Annotated in this window: 14 protein-coding genes; 3 read left to right on the forward strand and 11 right to left on the reverse strand. The window is 69.0% G+C overall.

The window, feature by feature from the left end; genetic code table 11:
- Positions 1-383: 383 nt before the first annotated feature.
- A complete protein-coding gene (locus tag MYSTI_RS18225; protein ID WP_015349248.1) occupies positions 384-2,033 on the forward strand; it encodes a YncE family protein in 1,650 nt (549 codons plus the stop codon).
- 12 nt (positions 2,034-2,045) lie between these two features.
- Positions 2,046-2,570, forward strand: coding sequence for a hypothetical protein (locus MYSTI_RS18230; RefSeq protein ID WP_015349249.1), 525 nt, complete (start codon positions 2,046-2,048; stop codon positions 2,568-2,570).
- Between the two features lie 55 nt (positions 2,571-2,625).
- Here MYSTI_RS18230 and MYSTI_RS18235 read toward each other — a convergent pair whose 3' ends face one another.
- The 4 genes from MYSTI_RS18235 to MYSTI_RS18250 all read right to left on the reverse strand — a co-directional run bounded on the left by MYSTI_RS18235 (position 2,626) and on the right by MYSTI_RS18250 (position 6,824).
- A complete protein-coding gene (locus MYSTI_RS18235; RefSeq protein ID WP_015349250.1) occupies positions 2,626-3,693 on the reverse strand; it encodes a serine/threonine-protein kinase in 1,068 nt (355 codons plus the stop codon).
- A 225-nt stretch (positions 3,694-3,918) separates the two neighbouring features.
- Positions 3,919-4,824: an NADP-dependent oxidoreductase gene (locus MYSTI_RS18240; RefSeq protein WP_015349251.1), complete on the reverse strand. Its 906-nt coding sequence runs from the start codon at positions 4,822-4,824 to the stop codon at positions 3,919-3,921.
- A 152-nt stretch (positions 4,825-4,976) separates the two neighbouring features.
- The gene (locus tag MYSTI_RS18245) at positions 4,977-6,047 is read right to left on the reverse strand and encodes an endonuclease (protein ID WP_233278307.1); all 1,071 of its coding nucleotides are present in this window, start codon (positions 6,045-6,047) and stop codon (positions 4,977-4,979) included.
- Between the two features lie 243 nt (positions 6,048-6,290).
- Complete coding sequence (locus tag MYSTI_RS18250) at positions 6,291-6,824, reverse strand: DUF4833 domain-containing protein (protein WP_015349253.1); 534 nt, start codon at positions 6,822-6,824, stop codon at positions 6,291-6,293.
- Between the two features lie 283 nt (positions 6,825-7,107).
- On the opposite strand from MYSTI_RS18250, the gene MYSTI_RS18255 reads away from it, so the two are divergent.
- Positions 7,108-7,464 carry a GatB/YqeY domain-containing protein gene (locus MYSTI_RS18255; RefSeq protein WP_015349254.1) on the forward strand — a complete coding sequence of 119 codons (357 nt, stop codon included), beginning with the start codon at positions 7,108-7,110 and terminating at the stop codon, positions 7,462-7,464.
- On the opposite strand, the gene MYSTI_RS18260 is transcribed toward MYSTI_RS18255, so the two are convergent.
- The 7 genes from MYSTI_RS18260 to MYSTI_RS18290 form a co-directional block, all read right to left on the reverse strand.
- Positions 7,437-8,297, reverse strand: coding sequence for an SDR family oxidoreductase (locus MYSTI_RS18260; RefSeq protein ID WP_015349255.1), 861 nt, complete (start codon positions 8,295-8,297; stop codon positions 7,437-7,439). The genes MYSTI_RS18255 and MYSTI_RS18260 overlap by 28 nt on opposite strands.
- A 172-nt stretch (positions 8,298-8,469) precedes the next feature.
- Positions 8,470-9,207: a hypothetical protein gene (locus MYSTI_RS18265; protein WP_015349256.1), complete on the reverse strand. Its 738-nt coding sequence runs from the start codon at positions 9,205-9,207 to the stop codon at positions 8,470-8,472.
- A 114-nt stretch (positions 9,208-9,321) separates the two neighbouring features.
- The gene (locus MYSTI_RS18270) at positions 9,322-10,584 is read right to left on the reverse strand and encodes a hydroxymethylglutaryl-CoA synthase family protein (RefSeq protein ID WP_015349257.1); all 1,263 of its coding nucleotides are present in this window, start codon (positions 10,582-10,584) and stop codon (positions 9,322-9,324) included.
- Positions 10,585-10,640: 56 nt separating this feature from the next.
- Entirely contained in the window at positions 10,641-11,678 is a 1,038-nt protein-coding gene (locus MYSTI_RS18275; RefSeq protein ID WP_015349258.1) for an alcohol dehydrogenase catalytic domain-containing protein, read from the reverse strand.
- Positions 11,679-11,726: 48 nt separating this feature from the next.
- Positions 11,727-12,467: a CoA-transferase subunit beta gene (locus tag MYSTI_RS18280; protein ID WP_015349259.1), complete on the reverse strand. Its 741-nt coding sequence runs from the start codon at positions 12,465-12,467 to the stop codon at positions 11,727-11,729.
- Positions 12,464-13,261, reverse strand: coding sequence for a CoA transferase subunit A (locus MYSTI_RS18285; RefSeq protein ID WP_015349260.1), 798 nt, complete (start codon positions 13,259-13,261; stop codon positions 12,464-12,466). The genes MYSTI_RS18280 and MYSTI_RS18285 overlap by 4 nt, the downstream gene beginning before the upstream one ends.
- The gene (locus tag MYSTI_RS18290) at positions 13,258-13,938 is read right to left on the reverse strand and encodes a TetR/AcrR family transcriptional regulator (RefSeq protein ID WP_015349261.1); all 681 of its coding nucleotides are present in this window, start codon (positions 13,936-13,938) and stop codon (positions 13,258-13,260) included. Before MYSTI_RS18290 ends, MYSTI_RS18285 begins: the two co-directional genes overlap by 4 nt.
- Between the last annotated feature and the right edge of the window lie 87 nt (positions 13,939-14,025).

Here is a 14,025-nt window from a genome sequence, read left to right on the forward strand (position 1 = left end):
GCGGTGTGGGGTGTCGACGTGTGGCCAACCGCCGCGGGAGGGGGCCGGGGAATCCGGCTTGCATCGTTGGACTGGAATTGTTGCAGGAAGCCTTTGTCAAAACTTTCCATGTAGGCTGATTCATGCCCATGCGGGCGTGCGTTGTTTGATGTCTCCGAGGATGAGACATCGATTCTTCGGTCGTCAGACGTGGCTTCTCGAAGCCCTGGGTTTCGAGAATGACGGGCGGCCCGTGTGTCCTGGGCATCAGGCGCGGGGGACCGTCGGGCAATGGTAGGGATTCAGGTTCCAGGCTCGTGCGCCACGCAAAGGCAGGCACCTTCCGTGCAAGGCCACCCGAGTCCCTTCTTGTGAAACCCCCCAAGGGACAGGGAGACACAAAGATGAATCATAGATGGTTAGGGCTCCTGCTGGGTGCCGTGTTGTGGAGCCCGGCTGTTCTCGCACACGACTTCCGAGCGGAGAAGCTCGTGAATGGCGTGAAGCAGGCCCGGGTCGTCAGCTATCCCGCCACGTTGAGCTTCACGTTCACCGCCACGAACATCCATCCGACGCTGGACTCCATCCTCCTCACCGCGATGGACCCGTTGTTGACGGCGTGCACCCTGTCTCCCGCGCCTCCGCTGACGGTCCCCGTGGGAGGCCATGTCACCTATCAATGCGAGTTCACGATTCCGACCTACGAGGCGTGTATCGCATTGGGTGAGCTGGACACCAACCCCTCGAGCCCCAGCGAAGAGGTGTCCTTCACGAATGTCTTCGGCATCACCTGGGACAATGGCGCCGCGCAGGACGGCGTCAACGTGCTCTGCGTGCAGGAGCGCATCCGGGAATGTGATGACACCGTCTATATCTCGACGGCGTCGTCCACGGGCGGAGGGCTGCCTTCAGCGCCGTCCCGGCTCTTCACCTTCGACCCGGTGGCGGGGACCCTCTCGCCCCTGGGGGATGCGGGGATGCCTTACAACGCCCTGGCCTTCAACCACATCGACGGCTTCTTGTATGCCATTGCGGCGGACGGGGTGAGTCAGCCCAACTTCATCCGTGTCGACGCCAATGGTTCGGCGCAGGTCATCGCGCCCGTGGTGAGTGGCGCGGCGAACAGCGCCGTCTGGGCCGCGGGAGCCATCCTGGGAGATGGCACCTATCTGGGCTACGAGTCCCAGAGCAATCACCTGGTCCGTATCAACACCACCACCGGAGCGGTCCTGTCGGATGTCATCGTGGGCACCACGCTGACCTTCGCCGTGGCCGACTTCGCGGTGAACCCCTTGAGCGGCCTGCTGTATGGATTCAACGGCGCCACGCAGCGCGTGACGGTCATCGACCCGGTGTTGGGGACGTTCGTGGACTTCCTCCTCCCCACCGTCATCAATGGCTCACGCTCCGTGGGCAATACGATGGTCTCCGCCGTCTTCTCGGCCGCGGGTCAGTTGTTCTTCTATGGCACGACCAACGCCAACAACAGCCTCGCCAATACCTTCTACGCGGTGAACCTGGTGACGGGCGCGTTCACGGTCGTGTCCAACGGGCCCGTCACGCAGTTCGCGGACGGGGCGACGTGTGCCTTCCCGCCGCCTCCGCCGGCGGTGAGGCCTCCCAAGGTGACGCGAGACCATGCCTTCTTCGGCTCCAACGTGGCGGCGCTGGGGGAGTGCATGTCGCGGGGGCCCGTCGACCTGGGCGGCCTGGGCAAGGTGACCTCGCCGGAGGTGGCGCTGGGGGTGTTGTGGGCGAACCCCGTCATCTCCAAGAGCGGAGAGGTCCGCTCGGAGGTCGACTCCCTCAAGGTGAAGATTGCCCGGGAGTTGCTGACGGCCACCTGCAATCAGCGCTGCTTCGGCACGGTGGCCCCCGTGGTGTCGGGGCTGGACACCTGGATGGAGCTCAATCCCCAGTCGATGGGACAGGCGCTCGGGACGCTGGTGAAGCACAACCGCTCGGGCTCGGACAAGGCCGTGCCGCTGAGCAAGGAAGGCTGGAAGTTGGATCCGCTGCCCGCACAGGAACGGGCCGTGGAGCCTCGGTACTGAAAGGGGGATGACATGAAGACCAATACAAAGTGGATGGGGCTGTCGTCGATGTTGCTCGCGTTGGCGCTGGGCGGGTGCGGCGGGAGCGACGGAGTCACTCCCGTCAGCGAGCCGGAGGGAGACCGCTTCGAGCTGCGGCTGCTGGGGCAGGACGCGGAGCTCTACGAGAAGGTGCTGCTGGGCGTGGGGCGCGTCGAGGTGACCACGAAGGGGGTCCCGGTGCCGTTCCGGTACTCACCCGCGGCGCGCTCGATGGACCTGGCCCGGACGGACCACGCCTACCTGCTGGGGGCCTTCTACCTTCCGGCCGACGCGCAGGACGCGGACATCCGCGTGCACTTCGACGACATGGGCGCCTTCCGTGAGCCCGGAGGGACGGGGCTCATCAACGCCCGCTCGGGCTCCATCGGCTTCAAGACGCCGCGCTCGGAGCTGGAGAAGCGCAACCACGTCGTCATCCAGTTGCACTTGAAGGACAGCCTCTTCCAGACGCGAGGGGCCCGGGTCCTGCTGCCTTCGACCTACGTCGTCCACTGAAGTCCAGGCAGGGCGGGGGCTCGATGAAGCCCTCGCTCCGCCTGTCAGGTGGCGCTCAGAGCCAGAGCGCCACGCCCACGCCGAGCCCCACCACGGTGGCTCCGACAACCCACAGCCGCTTCCGCAGGCTGGAGCGGCGCACCGGGGCGGGAGGCGCAGGCACCACGGGCTCGGGGGGGAGGCTCTCCGTGATGTCGATGAAGGGCCCGGAGGTGGGCTCCGGCCCGAGCTCCGGGGCGACTTCCACCGGGGCCGCCGAGGCGGCGGGCGCGGCCCAGGGCGCCAGCGCGAGGGCCATCTCCTCCGCGCTGGTGAAGCGCTCCGCGGGGTTCTTGTGCAGCGCCTTCGCGAGCACCTGTGAGAAGGCCTCTGGCACGTCCGGGCGAAGCTCGGTGGCCAGGGGCGGCACGCGCTCCACGATGGCCGAGAACAGGGCCACCGTGTCGGCCACGTCGATGGGCTGACGCCCGGTGACCATCTGGAACACACACGCGCCCAGCGAGTAGAGGTCCGCCCTCGCGTCGACCGGCTTGCAGCGGACCTGCTCGGGCGCCATGAACGACGGGGTGCCCACCCAGGCGCCGGCCTCCGCGCCCACCGCCGCCGCGTCGTCCTCGTTCAGCAGCCGCGCCACGCCGAAGTCCAGCACCTTCACCGTCTCGCCGGCCTCGGTGGAGGTGACGAAGAGATTGTCGGGCTTGATGTCGCGGTGGATGACGCCCGCGCGGTGGGCCGTGCCCAGCGCGGACAGCGTCTGCAGCGCGAGCGCCGCCGCGCGGGCGACGGGCATGGGACCTTGCTGCTTCAGCAACAAGTGCAGCGTCTGGCCGCGGAGCAGCTCCATCACCATGAACGGAGGCTCGTCCGGGTTGCACTGGAAGTCCTTCACCTGCACTAGGTGAGGGTCGCTCAGTCCGACTGTCGCGTGGGCCTCTCGCTTGAAGCGCGCCAGAATCGCCGGGTTGTCGACCAGGTGCTGCTGAAGCACCTTGATGGCCACCTCGTCGCCGTCGTCGACTCGGGCCGCCTCATACACGAGGCCCATGGCGCCCACGCCAATTCGCTGGCGCAGCTCATATCGCTGCCCCAGCAATGTTCCGAACGAAGCAGACGTGCGGCTCATGACGCTATGGGTATACCCAAGTGGCCCTCTTGGCGAAAGGGATCCACCCGATGACGTATGTTTCAGTCATTGATACCGGGAAAGCCAAGATGTGCCGGTTGAGCCGTGAGGATTTCCCGAGCCGCGTTGCTCGAAATGTCTCGGTCCGTGAGTGAATGCGTCTCGGCACGTGAGAGCATCACGTGCCGAGTACCGCGAGACTGGAAGTCGGCCCGGCTCGAGACGTCACGGAATGAGGAGGACTTTTCCCACGCCGCCGCGCTCGGCCAGTTGTTGCGCGGCGCGGGCGTCGGCCAGGGGCATTCGCTTGCCGATGGGGATGACCAGCGCTCCCTTCGCCACGTCCTCGCCCAGTCGCGCGAGTCGCTGGCCGTCGGGGTGGGCCATCATGGCGTGGACCTTCAGGCCCTTCTCCTTGGCGCCAGGCGGTTCGCCCACGACGCTGCCGAGGGTTCCGCCGGGTTTGACCCGAGTGAGCAGCCGAGCCACCACGCTTCCACCCACCGTGTCCGCGATGGCGTCCAGCATGGGCAGTCTGTCGAGGTCCGCGGGGTCATCCAGCGCCACGACGCCGTCCGCGCCGAGGCGGGCCGCGTCCGCCTTCTGCTTGCCTCGGACACCCGCCCAGACCTTGGCGCCTCGGAGCTTCGCGGCATGGACGGCCGAGCGGCCCACGCCCCCCAGGGCCCCCGTGACGAGCACGATGTCACCTGGAGAGGGATTCACCGCCTCCTCGACGAGCTGGGTGCCTGTCAGCGTGACGAGAGGGAGCGCGGCCGCGTCCGTCAGGTCGAGCGAGGCGGGGAGGCGTGCCCAGGCTTCGACGGGGGAGACGACCTGCTCCGCGTAGCCGGCATTGACGAGCCCCATCACGCGGTCGCCCACCTTGAAGGCGGTGACGCCGGGGCCCACTTCCACGACTTCGCCGGAGACGTCCCGCCCGAGAATCGCGGGGAACTTCAGCGGCACGAAGTCCTTCATGTCGCCGCGGCGAAGCTTCCAGTCGATGGGGTTGATGCTCGCCGCCACGACGCGGACCTTGAGTTCGCCCGCGGCGGGATGGGGCTCGGGCATGTCCCGGAGCTCCAGGCAGTCGACATCCCCATACCCCGTCAGCACGATGGCCTTCATGTCCGCCTCCCCACGCGCTGGAAAGTCAGGCGCGTCCCCGCCCAAGGTGGCGAGGAGGGGATGGGGCGACAACAGGCGAGCTCAGGGAGCGCTCCGACGGCCCGCGCCGACAGACACCGGGGCCGCGGTGTCCGTCGGGGGCCGGGTGCGGCCTAGAAGTCCTTGATGCGGTCCGCCAGGTTCGAGTGCTCGATGAACTTGTTGGTGTTGCCCTGGATGGTCGCCACCTTGCGGTTGCGCTCGATTTCAGCGGCGTCCACCGCGTCCAGCTTGTTCCACTTCTTGAGGGCGGCCTCTTCGTCGTTCGGAATGGGGCGGCCGTACTGCGACGAGAAGTAGAACATCGCGCGCGCCACGTTGCCCTTGTGGGAGTCGGGCGGCTCGAAGACGGTGTTGCCCTTGGCGTCCGTGCCGAGCTTGGCGCCGTTGTGGCTCCACTTCACGTTCACCACTTCGCCGAACGGGAAGCTGCTGCGCTTCGAGTTCGCCTTGCTGTCGGTGGGGAACAGGTGGTGCAGGTCGCTCTTCGCGGGGCCCGTGGCGCCCTTCGACTGCGGCCAGGTGTGCTCCACGTTCATGACCGAGTTGTTGGGAATCTTCCCGCCCTGGGTCTCGAGGCCCGTGTAGACGCACTCGACCTTGCCGTTGTCCTTCACGTCCAGGCTGCTGAAGATGTGCTTGCGGGCGTCGTTGTAGCTGACGACCTTGATGCCGCTGTTCGAGTCGCGCACGGCCTTCAGCAGCGCGTCGTCGCGCAGGCCATCGAACGGGTCATCCGACGGCTCGGGCTCCGGCTCCGGCGCCTTCGTCTCGGGGACGATGTTCAGGCCCCACTGCTTCAGCGTGCCGCTGTCGCCGCGGGCCTTGTCCTGGACCTCCAGCGTCCAGGTTCCCTTGGTGGACTCGCCCGCGAAGGCGGACAGGTCGAAGGAGCCCTTGAGGTCGTCCGCGGAGCTGCCCTGGCGGTCGGACACCATCACGCTCTTGCCCGACGGCGCGGTCAGCTTGACCATCAGGTCGCCGCGGTAGGTGTGCTCGATGTCCAGGTCCAGCTTGAGCGACGACACCTTCGCGTCCTGCGCCATCTCCAGCGTGCTGGTGACGGTGGTGTTGTCCTTGATGTCCGCGTTGGGGCTGATGCTCTGCGTCAGCGGCGTGGGCTGCGTGCCGGCCGTGGACTTCGCGGACGTCACGGGGACGAAGGTCGCGCCCAGCTTCGTCATCGCCGACTGCGCGTTGGTCGCGCGCGCGGGCTGGAAATCGCTGCGTGCCGCGTTGGACTTCCGGGGACCGGAGGTCTCACGCGCGGTATCGGCTTCAGTCGAACGAGCTAGGGAGGGCGAGCGGCGGGGGCCGACGACACTGGTCATGCCGTCATTATCGGATTCGGCGAAACAAGGTTGTGGCCGCCCTGCTTATTTTTTCATGGCGATAGAATTACAGGAATTCCAGGCGCCGAAGCGGGGTCAGTCCCTCGAGCGGACCAGCTCGGTGACGGGGTGGCCGTCCGGGCCCGTGCCGTCCAGCCGCACGAAGTCGACCGAGAAGGGCCAGGAGGTCTTCACGAAGATGTGCTCGAGCTGCGCGACGTGGGCGCCGACCCGGGTCCAGGCCTGCACGGTGCATTGGCCCCGGGCCGTGGAGGTGGTGATGTCGATGGGGCGCTCCGGGAAGGCCCTGAGGCGGATGCGCACCTTCCAGCCGTCGGCGGTGGCCTCCACCTGCTGCGTTCCGTCCAGGCCGTACACGGGCTGCTCGACGCCCAGCAGGTCTTCTACCTCCGATTCGCCGCGCTCCAGCATCCGCCAATAGACGAAGACGGGCTGGGTCCCCACGGGGCGGCAGGACTCGTCGACGCGGAGGGCGTAGTGGACCTGGTTCCGGTTCTCGCTCCGGGACAGGAAGAAGGCGGAGGGCGTCGTCTGGGCCGAGGCCTCGGTGGCCGCGAGGGCGCAGAAGGCCGTCAGCACGGCGACGACAGCGTTCCTGAGCCAAGTCATCGGAAACACAAGGGCCCCCTTCACAGCGGAGTGGCGCGGGCGGTGGATCATCTCGCGCTGAAGAGATGAACACCTCGCCGCGACGTTTCTGTCACTCGTCGCCTTCACCTCGAGTCGGCGCTGCCTAGCATGGAATTCCGGGTGGGTCCGCAATTTGGTGCGCGAGGAACTGGGGCAACCCTGTTGCAGCTCAGAAGAGTGAGAAGGACGGCTCCTGTCGAGGAGGCGCCAGCCTTCGCGTCCACGTTGGGTGTCCAACAATGTGACGAGATAGGGTGGTCCCATGCGAACGGTCAGTGAGTGGAAGGCGGTCCTGCGCGCGGCGCTGAAGGAGGCGATGCGCACCCGAGACACCCAGGCGACGGCGGCGCTTCGCGCGACGATGGCCGCCATCGACAACGCGGAGGCCGCCGACCTGAGCGTGGCTCCCGCGGCCGTCCTGGGGGTGGTCGCCGGAAGCGCGGGAGGGTTGGGCAGCGGTGAGGTTGCTCGGTTGGCCCTGACGCCCGAGGCGGTGCAGGCCGTGGTCGACCGGGAGCTCCAGGAGCGCCGGGACGCGGTGGCCCTCTACACCCAGCTGGGCAAGACGGACGAGGCCCGCGCGGTCCAGGCTCAGCTCGAGGTGCTGCTGGCGCTGTGAAGCGGGAGGGTGTCCAGGCCCATGGGGGCGTGGCCCGAGGTGCGCTCGACATCGGTCGTGACGTCCGAGAGTTCCCCCTCCGCGACGGCCGTGTACGTGCTGACCCAGGCGTCCACCTGCCAGGGCTCGGCCCGGTACTTCGCTCGGGAGCGGTAGGCCTCGTCGATGCTCTCGGCGTAGTACCGGATGCTCCGGCCCAGTCGCCGGCTCAGCACGGCGGCGATGTCGTCGAAGCTCAGGGACTGAGGGCCCGTCAGTGAGTACGTCTGGCCCCGGTGGGCGCCGGGGTTCAGCAGCACCGCGGTGGCGACGTCCGCGATGTCGTCCTGGGCCACGGCGGCGACCCGGCCGTTCCCCGCGGGGCCGCGAATGATGTCGTCCTCGCCGACCATCATCGGGAGGAAGTCCAGGTAGAGGTTGTCCCGGAGCATCACCGAGGCGAAGCGCTGCTCGCGCAGCTTCTGCTCGGTGGCCCAGTGGTCCCGGGCGAAGGTGAACGTCGCATCCGGGGCCGCGCCGTAGAACGACGTGTAGACCAGGGTCTCGATTCCCACGGCGGCCGCGGTCTCGATGAAGGCGAAGTGCTCCTCGAGGCGGTGGGGGGATTCCGTCGCGGAGACGAAGAGCGCGGTTTGTGTTCCCTCGAGCGCTCGCGCCATCGCGTCCCGGTCCTGGTAGGTCGCGACGCGCACCTCGGCACCGGGGAGGGCGGGGGCCCTCTTCGCATCGCGAGCGATGAGGCGGAGGGGAATACCCCGCGCGGCGAGCCGTCTCGCGATGCGTCCTCCCAACCTTCCCGTGCAGCCGGTGATGGCAATGGGTGCGTCCGCCATGGAGCCTCCTGGAGCGTGTGGGCCATGCCCATGGACTCCAGTGTGTTGGCTCCCTCGCGTCCGAGGAAGGTGGCAGCGACACGGGAGGGGGAATCCCAGGGCCCCCGCTGCCTGTCCGAGGCACCCGACAAGGCGAGCCTGGTGTCCGAGAGCCGTCAGTCGGGCGCTTGGGTCAGCGGACGCTCGACGCGCCGTCGCGTGTGTCCACGCGAAGGACGTCTCGCACGTCGAAAGCCTCCGCGAGGGCGGCCGAGGCCGTACACAGCAGCACCTGGTGCAGGCTCGACGTGGCGCGGATGCCCTGGGCTCGCTCCCAGATGGCGTTGGGGGGCAGGTCGCGGTCCGCTTCCTCGAAGAAGAAGAGCATCGCCGGAGCGCAGGAGAGCTCCGGTTCGATGCGAATCCCCATCAGGACCCGTCGCATCCACGCCATCGCGCCATGGAGGACGTGTCCGAGGAAATCTCCCTCGCTGTCGCTGGGGGCTCGCGGCGCCACGGGCTCGGGCACCTCCAGCGAGTACAGGGACAACGCCGCCTCGGCCCGAGGCGAATCCCGGTCGGGGTCGAGCAGCTGGCACGACAGGCCCACGAGGAGGTCCACCGACTCCGAGGCCACCCACCAGGCCCCATCGGGTCGCGGCCGGAGCTCGATGCCGTATTGGTTGTCCTGGAAAGTCAGCTCCACGCGGACCGCTTCCCGTCCGTGGGCCGGGCCCAGCACCTGGGTCTCGCTCAAGTGTCGCTGAAGTCCCCCCTCCGCGAGGGCCTTCAGCAGCGCGAGCAGCGAGGCGAGGTCCTTCGTCGCGGTCCCCTTGGCGTCCTCCAGCACGCTGAGGCCCTGGAGGCTCAGGTCGACATCCCGCAGGGAGTGGAAGCGCGAGACGCGGAGCCGCGTCAGTTCCGTGGGCATCCCGCAAGCTTATTCCAGCCCTCGGCGCACTCGACACCCCGGGGCGGGGCACCCTCTTGGCCCCCCGTGCTCCAGGCCGCCCGAGTGACTTCAGGCGGCCCAGGGGGCATCACGTCACGCCGCGCCGCCCTCGACGTAGATGCGCTTGTGGTCGCGAATCTCCGCGAGGCGGAAGGTGCCGGGCGCCGGAGCCTTGGCCTCGGGCGAGTCCGAGGGCAGCTTCATCAGCCGCTCGTACTCCTCGATGGACACGCGCTCGCGTCGGGCCAGCACGCCCTCCAGGTCCGCGCGGGCCATCCGCTCCGCGGCCTTCTCGCCGACGACGCCGGAGTAGAACTCCGCCATGCAGCCGCTGCCGTAGGACAGCAGGCCGATGCGCTGCGAGGCGAGCTGCGCCCCTTCGCGCTGGAGCAGCCCCGCCAGGGCCAGGTACAGCGAGGCGGTGTAGACGTTGCCGATGCGCGAGTTCAGCCCCAGCGACGTGGCCACCTGCGCGTCATAGCTGGCGGAGGACTTCGCCACTTCCTCGCGCGCCTCGGGCGTGCCGGGGCCCGGGCCCACCGCGTCCTCCAGGTCGCAGAGCCGAAGCTGCGTGTGCGCCTTGCGCGCCATCTTGCAGAAGGGGACGTGGTAGGCGATGCGCGCGAGCTGCTCGCCGGGCATCGTGCCGGACCAGCGCACCAGCCCGTGCTCCAGCGCCTTCTCGCGCCAGCCCCGGTAGGCCCCCGACAGCGCCTCCAGGTAGCAGTTGATGGAGTAGTGCCCGTCCACCAGCGCCTCCCGCCGGCCGACGGGCCGCCAGAAGTCGTAGACATCCATGGTGCACGTGCCGTTGAGGCCCACGTCCAGCGCGAGCAGGTCCGGCTGCTCGGAGACGAGCAGCGCCACCGCGCCGCCGCCCTGCGTGGGTTCGCCCGCGGTGTTGAGGCCGTAGCGCGCGATGTCCGAACAGATGACGATGGCCACCTTGCCCGCGCCCGCGCCCGACGCAATCCACTCCGTCGCGGCCATCAGTCCAGCGGTGCCGCCGTAGCACGCGTGCTGCGTGTCGAAGGTGCGCATGGTGCGCGGCAGCTTCAGCAGGCCCTGGACGTGTGAGGCCACGGGCTTCGAGTGGTCGATGCCCGTCTCGGTGCCCACCACGAGCATGCCGATGCGCGACGTGTCCACGCCTTGCTGCTGGATGAGCCGGGCGGCCGCCGTCGCGGCCAGCGCCACCGTGTCCTCACCCGGGTCCGTGACGGCCATCTCCCGAGCACCCAGGCCCGAGGTGAACTTCGCCGGGTCCACGCCCCGCGCCCGCGCCAGGTCCTCGATGTCCACGTACCGCGACGGCACCGCGACCGCCAGCGCCTCGATTCCAACCCGCTTCTTCATGGGACTCCTCGCTTCCAATTCGTGCGTCACTGCCTGGGGTTCGCCGCCTCGTCCGCTCACGCCTGGGGGGGCACCAGCACCAGCCGGCCCGCCACCTCGCGGTTCTCCAGCCGGAAGTGCGCCCGCGCCGCCTCCGCCAGCGGAACCTTGTCCGTGACGAACTGGCGCACGCCGCCGGTGGCCGTCAGCCGCAGCGCCTCGTCCAGCTCCGCCTGGTTCGTGGCGTACGCGCCGATGATCTCCAGCTCCTTGACGATGACGAGCCCCGGGTTGACCTGGACGATTCCCGACTCCAGGTTGCCGACGACGACGAGCCGGCCGCCCGGCGTCAGCGACTTCAGCGTCTGGTCGAACGTGGCGCTGCCGACGATCTCCACCGCCAGGTCCACGCCCTGGCCCTTCGTGCGCTTGCGCACCTCCGACGCGAAGTCCAGGCCTCGCGAGAGGATGACCTCGTCCGCGCCCGCCTCGCGCAGGGGCTGCACCTTGGCCTCGCCGGACGTCACCGCGATGACGCGCGCGCCATCCAGCTTCGCGAGCTGCACCGCGGACATGCCCACGCCACCGCTGGCGCCGGTGATGAGCACCGTCTCGCCCGCGCGCACCTTGCCTCGCGTGCGCAGCGTGTGCACCGCCGTGCCCGTGGTGCAGCAGACCGTGGCCGCCTCTTCCCAGGGCAGCGACGCGGGCACCCGGCCCAGGCCCGCCACCGGGGCCACCATGAACTGCGAGTAGCCTCCGGGCAGCTCCTCACCGAAGAAGCGGTTGTCCGTCTTGCACAGGCTGTTGCGCCCGCTGCGGCACAGCGCGCAGGTTCCGCAGGACAGCCGTTGGAGCGTCGCCGCGCGGTCGCCCGTCCTCCATCCCGGCGTGTCCGGACCCACCGCGACGACCTCGCCCGCGGCCTCGTGGCCCAGGATGGCCGGCACGCTGGTGCGCGGCAGGTTGCCCCGGCGGTTGATGACGTCGTGGTAGCAGACGCCACACGCATGCACCCGCAACAGGACTTCACCCTTGCCCGGCGTGGGGACCGGGACGTCTTCCATCTTCAGGTTGCCCGCTTCACCGAAACTGCGCAGAACGACGGCCTTCATCTCCGTACCTCCGAGAGAATTCTCACGACAATGTCTGGGATTGAGGGGTCAGCGGCCGACGAGCTGGTCTCGGTAGCCACGGGGGTCCAACGAGCGGATGGCCGCGACGGTGCGCGCGTCCGGGAGCGGAGTGATTGCCAGCGACTCATCCACCTCGAACTCGAAGCCGGTGCGCTCGGCGATGTCGTCGGCCGTGGCCCAGGGGTGACGGGCCCTCAGCCGCGCGCCGGAGGCACCGAGCTCGAAGACACCCAGGTCCGAGATGAGGCGCACCGTGCGGCGAGGGTCCTGTGTCGTGGCCACCTGGACTTCCGGCACCAGGTTGCGGCGCGACTGCCGAGGCACCAGGAGCACCGGCCGGTGGACCCACTGGCGCAGCGTCGCCGCGCCCGCGACTCCCGGGAACTTCGTTCGAGGCTGCTCCAGGCTCCCGCTCGCCGTCATGTTGGTGCGGCCCAGGGCATCGACCTCGGCGGCGCCGAAGAAGACGGTGTCCACCCGGCCACGCCGCGCGTGGTCGAAGAGGTCGGGGATGGTGATCTCCGCCGAGCGTCCCTCCAGGTAGCCCAGGTCCTCGGAGGAGGGGAGGAGCGACGGGATGTCCGGGTCCAACGAGCCGACACAGGCCAGGTACGTCAGGTCCGGCGCGTGGGTGGCCCGCGCGACGGCGATGGCGAGGATGGCCAGCGGCGAGGCGACGCCCGTGGCCACCACCGCGCCGTCGTCAATCTGCCGCGCGAGCAAGGAGACGACGGTCTCCGCGGGGGTGATGTCGACGGTGGCGCTCATGCCGCCCTCCGGGGACGCAGCGAGTGGAGGAACTCCGCTTCCTGGCCCGCCTCCGCGAGCGACAGGTAGCGCGCCAGCATGGCGTCATCGTGGGGATACAGCCCGACGCAGCCCGTGGGCAGCGCGCCTCGCGGGGACAGGATGATGCGGTCCACCTGGAAGCCCGGGATGGTGACGCGAGGCAGGCGCGACACGCGCTCCTCCACCGTGGCGATCACCCGCCGCGCGGCGCCCGCGACGAGCAGGTCCGTGGTCGGGTCCTCCATGAAGAGGTTGCCGCGCTCGTCCGCCGCCCGCGCGTGAATCAACGCGACGTCCGGGAAGTAGGCCGGCTCCACCGGGACGCTCTCACCCGTGAACGGGTCCACCACGGTGCGAGGGGGCTCCGCGCGCGCCAGCCCCGACACGTCCGCGTCGGGCGCGGGGATGAAGGGCAGGCCCATGGAGGCGGCGCGCAGGCGCTGGACGACGCGGTAGCCGTCGTGCTCGCGCCAGGACAGCGTGTTCTGCTCGATGGCCCGCTTGATACAGGGCATGGGCCGCACACGGCCTTCCAGGCTCAGCGCGCCGAAGGCGATATCCAGGTGGGCCAGGCAGCCCCCCGCGACGAGGAACTCCGCGGGCAGCGGGTTGGGCAGCGAGATGAGCCGCAGCCCCCGGCGCTCCTGCGCGATGAGCTCCATCACCAGCGCCATGGGCGCTCGGCCAAGCATGAAGCCGCCCGTGGCGAGCGAGGCTCCGTCGGGAATCGACGCGACGGCTTCTTCCAACGAACACCAGCGCGCGGTCTTCACGGCTCCTCCGTCCCCGAGCCCGAGGCGGCGGTCCGAGGCACCACGCGCAACGCGGAGACACCCGGCTGACCGTCGACGGCGGCGGCGACGATGGGCGGGAAGAGGAGGTCCACCATCCCGTCGGCGATCTGCTCATCCGTCAGCCGACCGTCGGGCTTGAACCACTTGTAGACCCACAACACCATGCCCAGGAACGAGAACGCCCCGATGGTCGGGTCCACCGGACGGATGCGCCCCTGCTGCGCGGCCTGCGAGAAGGCCTCCTCCAGGAAGCCCACGTAGCGCTTCTTGCGGTTGTCGATGAACGCGCGCGCCTCACCCGTGAGCGTGGCGTGCTCGTGGAGGATGATGATGACCTCCTTGCTCCACCCCCGCGTCACCAGCAGGATGTTGTGGCGCATGCACGCGCGCAGGCGGTCCACCGGGTCCGCGATGTCCTGAACGCGCGAGAGGACCTGCTCCTCGAACAGGTCCATCCCGTAGTTCATGATGGCGAAGAGCAGCTGCTCCTTGTTCTGGATGTGGTGGTAGAGCCCCGCCTTCGTCATCCGGCACGCGGCGGCGATCTCCTGCATCGAAGTGCCTTCGTAGCCGCGCTCGCAGATGAGCCGCGCCGCCGTCTCCAGAATCGCGCGGTAGCGCTCACCCTCATCTGGCTTCCGTCCGCCTTGCGTCACGTGTGCCTCGTCTCGAAGGACTGTAAATTTTTCAAACCCACGACCTACCGACCGGTAGGTAGCATGGCCCGACGCGAGGTGTCAATG

This window comes from Myxococcus stipitatus DSM 14675 (genome assembly GCF_000331735.1).
Classification (GTDB): domain Bacteria; phylum Myxococcota; class Myxococcia; order Myxococcales; family Myxococcaceae; genus Myxococcus; species Myxococcus stipitatus.

What these genes read in the sequence shown, in the direction of transcription:
- MYSTI_RS18245 (WP_233278307.1), bottom strand. Translation starts at nt 6,047, where the DNA reads ATGACGAAGCTGGGCGCGACCTTCGTCCCCGTGACGTCCGCGAAGTCC.
- MYSTI_RS18235 (WP_015349250.1), bottom strand. Translation starts at nt 3,693, where the DNA reads ATGAGCCGCACGTCTGCTTCGTTCGGAACATTGCTGGGGCAGCGATAT.
- MYSTI_RS18270 (WP_015349257.1), bottom strand. Translation starts at nt 10,584, where the DNA reads ATGAAGAAGCGGGTTGGAATCGAGGCGCTGGCGGTCGCGGTGCCGTCG.
- MYSTI_RS18225 (WP_015349248.1), top strand. Translation starts at nt 384, where the DNA reads ATGAATCATAGATGGTTAGGGCTCCTGCTGGGTGCCGTGTTGTGGAGC.
- MYSTI_RS18280 (WP_015349259.1), bottom strand. Translation starts at nt 12,467, where the DNA reads ATGAGCGCCACCGTCGACATCACCCCCGCGGAGACCGTCGTCTCCTTG.
- MYSTI_RS18250 (WP_015349253.1), bottom strand. Translation starts at nt 6,824, where the DNA reads ATGACTTGGCTCAGGAACGCTGTCGTCGCCGTGCTGACGGCCTTCTGC.
- MYSTI_RS18230 (WP_015349249.1), top strand. Translation starts at nt 2,046, where the DNA reads ATGAAGACCAATACAAAGTGGATGGGGCTGTCGTCGATGTTGCTCGCG.
- MYSTI_RS18275 (WP_015349258.1), bottom strand. Translation starts at nt 11,678, where the DNA reads ATGAAGGCCGTCGTTCTGCGCAGTTTCGGTGAAGCGGGCAACCTGAAG.
- MYSTI_RS18255 (WP_015349254.1), top strand. Translation starts at nt 7,108, where the DNA reads ATGCGAACGGTCAGTGAGTGGAAGGCGGTCCTGCGCGCGGCGCTGAAG.
- MYSTI_RS18260 (WP_015349255.1), bottom strand. Translation starts at nt 8,297, where the DNA reads ATGGCGGACGCACCCATTGCCATCACCGGCTGCACGGGAAGGTTGGGA.
- MYSTI_RS18265 (WP_015349256.1), bottom strand. Translation starts at nt 9,207, where the DNA reads ATGCCCACGGAACTGACGCGGCTCCGCGTCTCGCGCTTCCACTCCCTG.
- MYSTI_RS18240 (WP_015349251.1), bottom strand. Translation starts at nt 4,824, where the DNA reads ATGAAGGCCATCGTGCTGACGGGGTATGGGGATGTCGACTGCCTGGAG.